This window comes from Deltaproteobacteria bacterium (genome assembly GCA_029860075.1).
Taxonomy (GTDB): domain Bacteria; phylum Desulfobacterota; class JADFVX01; order JADFVX01; family JADFVX01; genus JAOUBX01.
Genome location: JAOUBX010000104.1, coordinates 1 through 14,400, shown reverse-complemented (window position 1 = coordinate 14,400; position 14,400 = coordinate 1). Strand labels below are relative to the sequence as shown.

Here is a 14,400-nt window from a genome sequence, read left to right as displayed (position 1 = left end):
GCCGGACTCTCCTGTCGGCAATGTTCTTCTTTCAAGCAATAATTTTTCTCTGGTTGTTACTAATGGTACGATCAAGCCCTATGAGAAAACAACTTTTGCCGATAACCTTACCTATGAATTCCAGATCGCCACTGATCAAAAATTTGCAAATATCGTTGCCGGCTCTCCTCTTGTTAATGAAGACCTGAGTGGCTCTACTTCCTGGGATGCTTCAGGATTGGTCGGCAGCGGAACCTACTTTTGGAGAGCCAGGGTTTTTGACGGCGCTGCATACGGACCCTGGTCGATAACAGAAAACTTCAAGGTGGAACTGCCTAATGCGCCCCCCCTTATCGATATAGATACCGTTATTCCTGCTGTTAAGACGCCGTCCGTCTATCCTGGAAATTCTCTGGCCTTCAGTGTTACTGCTCATGATCCTGAGAACGGTATTTTGACATATACCTGGTTTATTGACGGCATAGAGACAGCTCATACACAAGCCTTTGATTATATGCCGCTGACAGCGGACATTGGTTTGCATGATGTTGTTGTAAAGGTAAGTGATGGCCTTCATGAGGTCCTCCGGACATGGAATGTCACCGTTCGCAGAATGGATACGGTTCCTGTTGCGCCCTCGGCAGACAGGCCCACTGGTGGAGAGGATGTGGCCAGCTTGACACCACAGCTTTCAGTGAACAATTCTTATGATGCGGAAGGCGATAAACTTGACTACTTCTTTGAGGTAAGCGAAACCTTTGATTTTACAGCTATTGCTGATACCGTTACTGTAGCGGAAGGATTAAACATAACTGCTGCCACCGTCGGCGGTAAGGGTGGTTTGAATGATAATACGCTTTACTACTGGCGGGCAAGAAGCTGTGAAACCGAATATACAGACATGTGCAGTTCATATTCTGCTGTGGAGAGTTTCTTCGTCAATATTGCAAATGATGCTCCCGGTAAACCTGGAATAGAATCACCTTCTGACGGTATTCAGGTTACGACGTTGACCCCCGCTTTGAGCATAATAAAATCCCTTGATCCCGATCTCAATAATAGCTTGACTTATGACATTGAAGTTGCTTCTGACTCGGGCTATCTTGACATCGTAAACAGGGCCACAGGGATTATTCCTGTGGAAGGCGAGATTTATGTAACATGGCTTCTGGACGGCGCTCCGCTTAATGATAACCAGGTTTACTATTGGCGGGCGCGCGCTATTGACAATCACGGTCTTGATAGTGGCTGGGCAGCAGCCTCCTTCTTTGTCAATCTGGCTAATGACGCGCCTTCCGTACCAACGTTATTGTCTCCGGCAACGGGTATGGAAGTAGAAGGTCTGAATGTAACGCTGGTAACCAATAATTCAAGTGATGCTGATATGGACCCTCTTTCTTATGTCTTCCAGATAGACAAGGCAAATACTTTCAAAAATCCGCTTATCCTGTCTTCGGAACTTAGCGAAGGGGCCGGTGTTACATCCTGGGCGGTTCCTGTCGGCTTAGCGGAAAATACCCTCTATTACTGGCGTGTCATTGTGAGCGACGGCATGACAATGAGTATTTCCGATAGCGCGAACTTTTTCGTAAATTCAATGAATGAAGCGCCCCTTGTGCCGCTGTTGAAAACGCCTCTTGACGGTGAAAAGGTTCTGACTGCTGAACCGGTATTATCACTCTATTCATCTTCTGATCCCGACGGCGACAGTATAAAATATACTTACCAGGTTTCCGATAGCGCTGATTTTGGTTACATTATTGATATATCGCCAATAATGGATACAACATGGGCTGTCAACATACCTCTCGAAGAGAATATGTATTATTACTGGAGAGCCATAGCCATTGATGAGCATGAGCTTAGAAGTGACTGGTCGGAACCGGGCAGCTTTATGGTTAATGTTCAGAACGATGCGCCTTCTGCACCGGTAATATTGAACCAAATGTTTGGTTTTACCGATAACATTGTGCTTGAGGTGGCAAACAGTACGGATCCGGAAGGTGATATCCTTACCTATAATATTCAAATTTTCTCTGACAGGAACCTTACCAGTGACGTTGAATCAATTGATAAGCTTCCTGAAGGGATGAAGGCAACCCTCTGGACGTTAAAGGAAAAAATCCAAAATGGTGTTTATTATTGGCGCGCCAGGGCACATGACGGTAATACCTACGGCAGCTGGAGCGGTACACGGGAGCTGCATATAGACAAGGCGCGCGGCAACTCGAATCCTCGTACAGACAAGGCCTATGGAAGAAAGAGGTTTTAAATGAAAACGCTTATTCTTGTATTAGTGGGAGTTCTCCTTATGTCAGGGTCGGCATGGGGAGTGTCCGGTTTATCTGAACCTCATTATGACAACCGTGGCGTTTCATGCAGCAGCTGTCATGGCCTGGTGGTTAATATGGGGCCCCGGGGAACGAGAAAGCAAACTAACTTCGAACTTTGCAGGGATTGCCATAATCAGGGTTCCTCATTTGCCGGCGCTTTATATTTTGATTCCAGGTTCAGCAACTATACTGTCGGTATTTCAGGGGCCTTTCATAAATGGGACGTTTATACCAGTAATAGCCGTTTTGGTGCCTCTGCGCCGAGTCATTCCGAAATGATGAGAGTGATAAATGATTATGGCGAGGGAAAAATTACTTGTTCTGTTTGCCATAATCAGCATGGGGGAAGTGAAGAAGTGCGGAGAGCGGGCCGGCTGCGTAAAAAGGCAGTGGAAGAGGTAAAGCCCGGCGGAACCGGCACCATTGAGTATGAAGTTCTCCCCGGCGCTTATGCTAAGGGCTGGTACGTAGAAATTGTTGGTGGAGGGTCGGAAACAACGGCCACATACAAGGTTTCCTTTGGTAAGGCACGGAGCACTTATTGGATGGGCTGGAATACGGGAGACGAACTATGGGAAAGCATTGGTCTTTCCGGTCCGCGTCAGGCTAATTATACTTCCGATAATCAATTTATTGATAATGAGAAGACTGTTAAAATCACCTTTAGGGCCGGAACTTATACGGCTGGTCAGCGATGGCGGTTTTATTATGGCTATCCCTTGCTCAGGGCTTTGCCCGACACCGGTGATAATGTAACGGGCAAAAGATTTTGCCGTGATTGTCATTCGCAAAGAGCGCAGACGCATTACAGGGACGGCAATGTCTGGGATGGTAAGATGAAAAGTCATCCCGTCGGTGTGCCCTTGAATGCAAACGGTGGTGGTTATGACAGAAAACCGCTTGATGTCGATGGCCGTCAGCAGGCAAGCTCATTCGATAATAATTCAACCAATGACCTTCTCCTCTTTGGGGATTACACTGCCATGTTGACTACCTTCGGCAACCTTACATCGGGAGACGTTCAATGTTTGACTTGTCATGCACCCCACTGGACAGATTCCAACTCTCAAACGGTTGATTTAAGATAAAGTCAGTGTGTATACAAAAAACCGTTATCGAAGGTGTTTTTTTTGTATTTAGTTTAGTACATCCTCCTTTATTATTGCAAGCTATGGCAAGTCCCTCGTAGAAGTTAAACCTTCCTTGTCTGCCTTTTTTCGGCAGGTAGTCTTTGTTATCCACCATAATTTCCAGCCATTTGACGGAAATGCTCTTTTATGTATTATGCTTTTTGTTTTTGTTCTTAATTTTCAATACAAAAAAACCTGCTTTTTTATATCTCTGAAAAATGAATTAACCACGCCGCCACAAGCAGCAGGGCATGAGCGTAGAGACCAGGCGTACACTTTGCCCTGGACCAGGGAGGCTTGGTATAAATATTGCAATCTAAACTATTTCTAGAGTTGCATGTGCTACATCCACCAAACTATTATTCACTATGATAAAAAAAAATAATAAAATTTATTTGTTATCACTGGCAGCTATTAGCATCAATCTGTTTCTTGCTGTGATTACCTGGACAGATCGTGTTGTCGCCGATACGGTTCCTCCCACAGTCAGTATCCTCTCTCCTGCAGATGGAAAGAAAGTTTATGCCACAAATGATACATCCTACCCCATTAAAGTTGTATTTTCCGCCTGGGACAATATAGATGGTATCAGGTTAGCCGGGGCAAGCTCCTTCGTTTTAAAGTGGTGGCAGGGCGCCAGCTCAGGTAGTATTGACATGACTTCTTCACTCTCTTCATGGGGCCCTACCGATACGCTCGAAGAAGTTTACCGTTCATTTAACTGGACACCTGTTTCCGGGTCGGGAGCCTATACAATCCAGGTACTGGCAACGGATAAATCCGACAATGTCGGAAAATCCAGAAAGGTTGACATTAAAGTTGCTATTTCACCCCTTAACAATTACAGCGGCTTTCCCGGTGATGGGACATTACTTGTGCGGGACAATGACAATACCATCTGTATGTCCTGCCATGAACTGAAATCTCACTCATCGGCAAATGTTGAGTCTACAAAATACGGCAATTGGGAGCGCGTCTGCCGGGACTGCCATACACCCCACAACACAAAGAACATCTTCCTTCTGGCGTCATCTTTCAAAATCTATACAGGGATAGACCAGTCCTACGCTTACAACAAAAGAGTTGATTTCAGGAACCTCTCCGGTGAATCGACCTATGGTTTTGTAACGAAGACAGGTAACACCCGCAGGGGGCCTTGCGAGGTTTGTCATACAAGGACGGAAAATTTGGACAATACCCCGAGGTGGCGAAACTATACCTCAGAGCCGGACATAGATGGAAAGAAGCATAACGCCGGCGTGCGATGCATCAACTGTCATCCTCATACCAAAGGGTTCAAGGGCAGCTGTGACAGCTGTCACGGATTCCCCCCAACGACAGTGGGCACCCTCCTTGGCGGCGTTGATAATGATGTGGCCGTTCCGGCAAGTGATTCATTGACAAACGGCTCCCATGAGAAACACATTAATATTTTCGGGAAAGTTTCTGCAACATGCGACTACTGTCACGGTGGCGGGATGGGCGAAACGGGCCGGGAAAATGACGATATTGATATCGACTTCGATGCCTTCAGCGTATACACCACCGGTGATTACACAGGTCAGGAAGCCGTTGCCATTGGATTCTATGGCTACAGTGGCAAGGATGCTCCTGCGGCAGCTCCTTATGACCTGACCTGTAATAACGTAAAATGTCACGGTGCCGGATGGCTGACGGGCGGTAATGATCCGACACCGGTTTGGGGCGATCCGGCAACCGGTCAGTGCGGTAAGTGCCATGGCGTCAAGAAAACACCCGGCAGCGGCAGCTGGCCGAATACGGGCGCCCATATAAAGCATGTATCGCCTTTCTATTATGATTTCATGTGTAAGCTCTGTCACAGTGCAACGGTACTGGGTACATCAACAACGCTCAACAATTTAAACCATGTCAATGGGGCGTCTATCGTACAGCTCTATACGTCAGACAGCAGGATTGAAGGTTTTGGCGGATATACGGATACGACGGTCAACAGCACCTATGAGGACTGTACAAACACTTACTGCCATAGCATGGGGAACAGGTTCAGCAACTTCTCTGCGCCCAATGTACTGCTTAACTGGACAAGCACCCGGGCCTGCAATTCCTGTCATGGAAACAACATCTACGGCGGTTATACGGCGGCCATGCCGAATTATCCGAACGGCAGTCCGAAGGAAAACAGTCATCCCGCCCATGTACTTATGGGGTATGAGTGTAAGATCTGCCATGCCTCAACGACGGACGACAACGTATCGATCAGGAATACAGCTGTTCATGTAAACGGCTTCTACAATGTCAGTGTTGGTTATGGGAAGGTTGAAGGTACTTATTACGCTTATTCAACGTCAACGAAAAAGTGTTACAACGTCACCTGTCACGGAGGCTCCGGAAGTGAGACGCCATCCTGGGGCGGTACGGCTAACTGTGAGGACTGCCACGTCGGTTCCAGTGACATCGATGATTTTACCTTCTTCAACAACACGACAGCTCGTTTGAGCCAGACCGAGTGGGAGACCAGGGGGCATGGCCGTCCGGCAGGATCTCTTTATCCTTTCTCCAATAACTCATCAGCGAATAAGAGCTGCCGCTATACCGGTCCTTATTCGGGCTGTCATTCCAGTGCTGTGCCGCACGGGACGGAGACCAATCCCTTCAGGCTCTACACATCGCCGTCCTATCCTGATGGCCTTTGTCTGGAGTGCCACAAGACGGGAGTAGCCTTGCCTGTGGTGACGCACTCCATGGCAAATATGTCGGCTGCCGGATGGGAAAATGGCGGACCATCGGGCAACTGGGGCGTCTGGGATTTCACACCCAAGTGTGTCGATTGCCACGATCCCCATGGTGACAAGAACAACAAAATGATCCACACCTATTACAATATGAGCGGCAGTGATGCCTATGGCCGGCCCACCGATGGCGCCACGGCCTTCATGACCTTTACCGCTGTTGATAACGACGGCCAAATGGCCATCAACTGGCAGAGCTTTGTCAAACCGGACTTTTCCGGCATCTGCCAGCGATGCCATACGGCCGGTGATCCGGGAGTAATGAATTTCACTAAGGGTGAATATAATCTGGCCCATAACTGGGATACTCCCTGCACGAATTGCCACGATCATACGAAGGGCTTCAAGCCGGAGCCGACAACGGGAGATCAATCTTGCAAAAGTTGTCATAATGAGTTTTTCGAGCCCATGAATCAGGTAAACAACGGCTATCATCACTACCTGAATAATTCCGATATAGACGGTCTCACCGGTCCCGGTCCTTCAGTTGAGTACCCGATTGTTAATCCACCGGTGGCGCTGGCTGGAGTGGATGTAAAGAACAGGCGTTGTCTCATGTGTCACGTCAACCACAATATCTTCAAGCCGGAACTGAATCCGCTGAGCCCGGGTGTTTCCTATAATTTACGTCCCAGCATTGCCGTTCTCCCAACAACCACATCGGGGAGAAATACGGACTTTGTTCCTGAGGAGGAATACGGCGGCATCTGCCTCTCCTGTCATCAGAATTCGCAGACCAAAAGTTACGAGCAGCCTGACGGGACGGTCGTGACGCCGGTCATTAATAAGGGCATGTTTATTGACAGTCCCCATAACTATACTGCCCCTATTTACTTCAAAACCGGTGGTTCTCAGTTTAATGCCAACTGTTCCAAGTGCCATATCGATACCTCCAATAAGACGAAACAGGTCGGCGGCAGTAAGATCGGCCCTCACTTCTCACAGATTCGGCGGATCAACGCAGTTGGTATTAATGAAAATAACTATGGCATTGTTACCGGTGGCTCCGGTAATACATTGACCAATTTAAGTTCAGTCTGGGTCGATGATATGTGGGCGGGAGATACGGTCTATATTCTTGACGGCGCCGGCGCCGGCCAGAGCAGTCCCATTTCCTTTAATGACGGCAATACACTGACGCTGGGCAGCTCCTTATCGCATGGGATTGGCAGCATATACCTGATCGGTGTTTCCCGTGGTGTAGAGGATGGTATCTCTGCTGGTGGGAACACAACTTCCACTGTTAAGAGAGATCCCACTGATGCACCCTGGGTGCCTAATTATTGGAAAGATCGCCCCGTGACAATTACCGAGGGGAAAGGTTACGGGCAAACGTCCAGAATTTTAAGCAATACCACATCGACGCTTACTCTCAATCCGGCCTTCCCCCTGATGACGACGGTGCCCGATAATACGAGCCGCTACTCTCTCGGTGATCCATCGGAGGAAGAGGTCTGCTTCAGGTGTCACAGTGATAAGCGGAATCCATATGGAAATGCAGCAGCCGGGAATAAGGATTTCTTCGGCCAGAAGGTCTTTGACAACACAAAAGCGCTCAGGATGGAAAAGATCTTCAATGATCCTGCCAAGCCTTATAAACACAGGATTGACAAATACTTTGCAAAACACCGGGGTGATGAGTCAGAGACGGCGCCGGCGGGCCTAACCTCCGAGGGTTGGTTTAACCTGGTCTCCGGTGGGACCCATACAGGCTGCCAGGATTGCCACAACCCCCACGCAAACAGGCATCCCGGTGAGGACAGTGGTCTTGCAACGGGAGGCTTCAAAGGTGATCCGCCGCCAACGCCTGCTGATGCGCAACTCATTGATACGACAAAGAACTGGGTGCCGGACCAATGGCGTGGTTATGTTCTAAGGGGCATGGTAGGTACAAACATTGCCGGTCTTGACCGTGTGATTACGGGAAATACCAGTGATACCCTTTATGTGTCGGGTGTTTATCCAAATGGTCCTCCTCAGGTGGGTGACTTCTACGTAATTCAGCCTTTCGGACATCCCGAAAAGGGGAACTCCCTCTGGGCTCCCAACAACGGTATCTGGGGCGTTCTTGCCGACTACACCACTTCCGGTGTGGGAACCTACACGAACCCGACCTTCACGAAGGACCCATATCTTGAAGCCGGTGTTGACAAACTATATAATCTTTGTCTTAAATGCCATTCCGACTATGCCTGGGGCGAAGGGGGAACGCCCTTCTCCATTCCAGACAGCATCTTGTCAAACAGCAGTCTGGGGGAAGGACCGTCAACGAATATTGCCCAGGAGATTAATCCCAATAACCTGGGACACCATGCCATTGTATCGAAAGGTAATAATCAACCCATCGATCCGACCGGTTTCGATAAAGTAAGCATTTTTGAAAATCTGGCCTCAACGGGCTCCGGTAGTACCACTCACCTTGCCTATCCAAATGCCTGGAATCCGAGGAAGTATAACGGATACTGCGTGGAGATCACTGCCGGGGCAGGTGCGGGTCAGATCCGAACGATTACGAATCACGATTACACGGGAATCACGAAGGTTGATCCATACTTTAATATTTCGCCTAACGGAACCTCTGTATTCGCCATTCGAAAATGCAGCTCCTATTCCTCATCAACTTGGCCGAGATTTACACTGGGGACCTTAACGCTGACTGACGGTTCCGCTACCGCAACGATTTCGGGCCTGAACAACGGCATTCCGAAACCGGTTATCCGGGGATGGTATATTTATGCCGGCGACTTAAGGACAGGAAATACTAATAGTGATACACCGAGCCCCTTTGGCAACAGCTGTGGCGTCTCCAGGCCCTGTCCGCCCACGCTTTCCACCAGCGGCTGGTTCCAGATTAAAGAGATCGAAACCCAGGGCGCCAGTGATCCGGGGAAAGCATCTGTTGATTTTACCATTACACCGACGCCGACGGGCTTCACCGGTTCAACAACGGTTACCTATGCCCTTTCCGCCGGTCTCGGAAATGCCTTTGTCCCACCCTACGGTCCCTGGTCGGTCATGGGTTGCGCTGAATGTCATGATGCCGATGATTCTGATGATCCTTCCGGTCCGCACGCGTCATCGAGGAACTGGATGATGCGAACACTGGAAGCACAGGCCTTTACATGGTTTTATGGCGGCATTGAAGAATCCACATCGACGACTGATGAATCAGAGGTGAAGTTCATCATGTATGGTGATGGCGCAGACGCAGGCTGGGCTACCGGCCTGACGGAGAAATATATCTGCATGAATTGTCACCGGGCCGATGTGTATAAAACGGAAAAAAAGATATTTCCCGTTGGCGCTAATTTCTATAATTTTAGCTGGAGAAACCTGGGAAGACAGAGCCATCCTGTTATTGGCTATGCTGATGACAATGCTAACAATAAATACGGTATATACTGCATGCACTGCCACGGCGGGGACAATAGGGCCAAACAGAATTCAGATCCTAAATACCAATCACTGGGAGGCTTCCATGGTTCCAACCTTGGCATAGGGATGGGGGGAAGCAGTTTCCGGGGAAGACGCCTCTTGAACGGCTCCCGCTGGACTGCCGTTACCCGGGCCTCGACGGAGGGCAGTGACAGTTATTGTTTGTATAATGGATCTAATATTGGCGGCTGTAGCGGTGGTTACGGTGGTTTTAATGCTTCCACATATCCCTACTATTCCGGTGCAGATATCTATCTCCCTGTCATGACGAGTGCTGTGGCGAGTGATGATTCAGGCAGGCACACCGGTGTACAAAATGGTGACAAAGTCATCATTACCTTTGATGGAGAAACCAATGAATATCCCGTTACGGCAGGTAATATAGACACTGTTTTGAATGTGAGTGGAAAGACCTGGGGCTCCATTGTTGATGCAACCTGGACGACCGTTAACTATGAGAGGGATACGCTGATGATTACTCTTGACAGCGATGCCACTATTGCCGTTGGTGACACGATAGTATCAAATGGCGATATCAAAACTATTATCGATTCACCGATCACTAACTCTGTCGTTATTACCGGTAATTTCGGGTGGTGGGTTGTGGGGCAGGCTTTCGCCAGCGATGCCTCGGGTGGCGGTTACGGCATCCAGACGGGTGATCAGGTGGTGCTCTCCTTTGATGATCAAACAGCAGCTACGCCTATTACCTCGGCTAACATCAACACGGCCCTTCCGCTTGACGGGAAGACCTGGCTCGATGGCGGTTTCAATATTTACAGTTCCGGCTGGAGCACGGTAACGAATTTAAATGACACCTTAACCGTCACACTGAGTGCGGCCACACCCCCTGAACCGACGGTTGATATTTTAGATGTGATTGACTTGCAAGGCGCAACGATTATTAAAGATGCCTTTAATGTTGCCATTCAGGACAATCCTTTCCCCATTGTCGGTTCTTTTGATTCCATCCCCACCGGCGCTGTGGCACAGTGGCGCCTCGATGAAGGGAGTGGCAACAGGGCTTATAACGATACGGGTAATTACAACCACGGCACCATTGTCGGCACTGCAACCTGGACAACGGGGAAGAAGGATGGCGCTCTCTATGTCAATAAGGTAAGTTACACTGAAGTTGAAGATCATTCATCCCTTGATATAGGCACGGGTTCTATCGAACTGTGGGTGAAGAAAGATGATTTGGAAAACAGCAATAATTACCAAACCATGATCTGGAAGAGTTCCGCCTATGGTATCAGGGAATATACGAGCAACTCATCGAAGTTGCAATTCTATTGGGGAAGTAACAACATCATTACTGATATTAGATATAATTCGGGGGCCTGGTACCATATCGTCGGTACCTGTGATGGAACGACGATGCGGCTCTACCTGAATGGAGAAGAGGTAAAAAATGGCGCCTGCTCATCCTATGCCGGCAATAACAATAAACTCTATATAGGTTCAGGTGGCTTGACCTCTTATCGTTTCGACGGGATCATAGACAATGTTGTTCTCTATAATCAGGTCCTTGGCCCAACAACGGTCCGCCGGCGCTTTAACCGAATCAGGAGCGCTACAGCGGTTGATAATAATGCGACTGAAGGGCTCCAGGCCGGTGACCAGGTGATCATCAGGTTCAACGGAGCTGTTCAAGCGCCGTCTCCGGCTATCAGTAAAGATAATATTGATGCCATCCTTGGCCTGAGTGGCAGTCATACCTGGAGAGACACCGGTGGCGCCGGTGATATTGGAAGCGCCGTCTGGAATAACGTCAGTACCCTTACCGTAACACTTAGTGATGCAGGGGTTGGCCCAACGGTCAGTGTGGGGGATGTTATCACCCTGGACGGCTCCATCAGGGATACTTCGGGGCAGCCCATATTTAACTCCATACAGATTTCGGGCACTTTTGGAACCATGGCGGGCATGCTTGACGGCCTCGTCGGTTATTGGCCCATGGATGAAAATCTGGGAACAACGATTAATGACGGCACTCTCTATAATAATCACGGCGCACTCAATATCTCTTCATGGCAATCGCTATGCCGTTTTGGCCCCTGTGTTAACTTTATCCCCAATAGGTATGTGAATATTCCTGATTCAAACCAGATCGACCTCACCCGGGGAATGAGCATTGAGTTCTGGATGACCAAACGTGCTCATGGCTCTCTTGATGGATATGTCAGTAAAGGATCGCTGGCGGTGAGGGACGGCAATAGTTCCAGCGGTGATGCAGGCAAGCTTGAGTTTATCTGGCATGGCGTAAGTATTAAGACACCGGCAGCGGTTCCGACAGACCAGTTAAAACATGTTGTGGCCACCTATGACAATGTGTCGTCTGTGATGAAGCTCTATGTTAATGCCAATCTGGAAGCGAGTGAGACAGTGCCGTTTATCATGGAACCTGATACGTCACCCCTCTATATCGGCAGGTATAGCAGCAGTTACATTGACGGCATCATCGATGACGTGGCGCTCTACAACCGGGCACTGACGCAGACTGAGATTACCAACCGCTACGGTGCAAACCTGGTGAGTGCCCGGGCCATTGATCCTTCGCAAAACGGTAAAGGGATTAATATGGGAGATCAGGTCCTTATCAAATTTAATGGGTCCACCCAGGCCAATGTTATCGACAAAAACAATATCAATACAGCCATCAGTTTAAGCAGCAGTCATAACTGGCTTGACAACGGCGGCGCCGGAGATATCGTGAGTGCCGTATGGAGCAATAATAGTACGGTTCTCACCATTACGCTTTCCGATACGGTCCCCAGGCCGACAGTGGCCGTGGGAGATACGGTTACCCTCACCGGTACCATTAAGGATACATCGGGCCGGCCTATTAATGGTGAAACCGTTCTTTATGGTACCTTTGATTCTATCCCCGACGGCGCCGTCGGTTACTGGAGCATGGATGAAGGTGGAGGAAGTTTCGCTTATGATGCAACAGACAATGAAAATCATGGCGTACTTTATAACAGCGCCAATTTAACGGCCTCAGGCTACTACAGCAACTCGGCGGCTACTTTTGATGGCACTAATGATTATATCCGCGTTAATTATGATAGCTCCTTAACACTTGGCGCTGCCGGAACGGTCGAGTTCTGGGCCAAGAAAAGTGATAACTACTCTTCAGGGCAGGTCTTCATTAGCAGAGGCAACGGATATCGCGCCTTTATCAATGCAAGAACGGGAAAGATCTTCGCCAGATGGGGCAGTGCGACCAATACGATCCAAAGCTCTACAGTCATGACCAACGGTGTGTGGCACCATATTGCCCTCACCTATGACCAGTCTCTCCCATCGAATGAACTGAAACTCTATATCAACGGTAAACTCGATACGGAGGCATCCCATGATGTGAATGATTCAGATTCAAGCAATCCCCTGGATTTCGGCGGCATCGGGCAGACATCGGACTACGATGGCGAACTCGATAATGTAGTTGTTTACAACGTTGCTCTCGATGCAGACGAGATCAGGAAACGCTATGGGACGCAAATGGTGAGCGCTGATGCCGATGACAACTCCGGCGGTGGTAAAGGTGTGCAGGCCGGTGACGGTGTGACTATTTTCTTTAACATGACCACCGGTGGAGAGGCAATTACCTCCGGAAATATAGCATCAGCCTTGCCACTCAATAGCGGCAGTTGGGGCACCAGCAGTGGTTCCTGGGACAGTCCGACGAACAAGACCCTGACAATCACGCTCGGTGCTGATGCAACAGTCGGTGTGGGAGATACGATTGCTATTGATGGCAGCGTGATTACCGATATGAAGGGAGACCCCGTTGAGAGCAGCATAGCCATTAGGGGAAGCTTTGGTGCCATCGCCGGCATGCCTGATGGTGTGGTTGGTTACTGGGATTTCAATGAAACGAGTGGCACTTTCGCCAATGACACCAGTGGCTATGGTAACGATGTAACCACCTCCAGTAATCCGCCCTTTGTGTCAACCGGCAGATTTGACTATGCACTCAATTTTATCGCCAATAATGACTATGCTTATATTACGGACAGCCAGAGCAATTCTCTTGATCTGACCAAAACCGGCTCCGTCGAAATCTGGGTCCGGAAGGATCGCCATTCTGATGGGCAGGTTTATTACCAGAAAGGGGGTATTCTTGATGATGAAGTAAGCCTCCATGAAGGCCCTTCAGGAAAAGTTGACTTTTATTGGGGCACTGGAGTTGTCACCTCTGTGAAAGCCCTTGATATTGATGTCTGGAACCATGTTATTGGTACTTATGATGGTGAAAACCTGACGATCTATATCAATGGTCAGTTTGATAATCAGGAACCCTATAAAACAACGTCACTGCCGCCTGTGACGGCTGCTGCCCTTTTTGCCAGACGGGGTTACGATCAGAATCCCGGCGGAAGATGGGGCAATTTTGACGGTACTCTCGATAATGTGGTGGTTTATAACAGGGCCCTCACCTCTGGAGAAGTTGATAACCGCTTTATAAATACCTTCCGTGATATCTATGGTATCGATAATACCTATGGTGGTATAGGCGCTCAGGCAGGTGATTATGCCATTATCTCCTTTGTCGGGGAAACCAATGGCGCTTTTATCAGTTCGACGACGATTAATACCGTCCTCAATGTTAGCGGGAAAACCTGGCTTGATGGCTCCGGGAATATTGCCTATGCCAACTGGTCTTCAGTAAGAGACACGAATGATACGCTGCTTATTGGGTTGAGTGGAGGCGGTAATCAGCTAGCCACTGTTGCCGGGGGGGAT

3 protein-coding genes are annotated in these 14,400 nt (G+C 48.9%); all 3 read left to right on the top strand.

The features are described 5' to 3' along the window. Positions 1-2,251, top strand: a 2,251-nt coding sequence (locus OEV42_19760) for a hypothetical protein (GenBank protein MDH3976506.1), incomplete at its 5' end; no start/stop codon positions are given. Continuing rightward, positions 2,252-3,400 carry a hypothetical protein gene (locus OEV42_19755; GenBank protein MDH3976505.1) on the top strand — a complete coding sequence of 383 codons (1,149 nt, stop codon included), beginning with the start codon at positions 2,252-2,254 and terminating at the stop codon, positions 3,398-3,400. Between the two features lie 410 nt (positions 3,401-3,810). Then, on the top strand, positions 3,811-14,400 hold a 10,590-nt coding region (locus OEV42_19750), incomplete at its 3' end, for a CxxxxCH/CxxCH domain-containing protein (protein ID MDH3976504.1).

What these genes read in the sequence shown, in the direction of transcription:
- OEV42_19755 (MDH3976505.1), top strand. Translation starts at nt 2,252, where the DNA reads ATGAAAACGCTTATTCTTGTATTAGTGGGAGTTCTCCTTATGTCAGGG.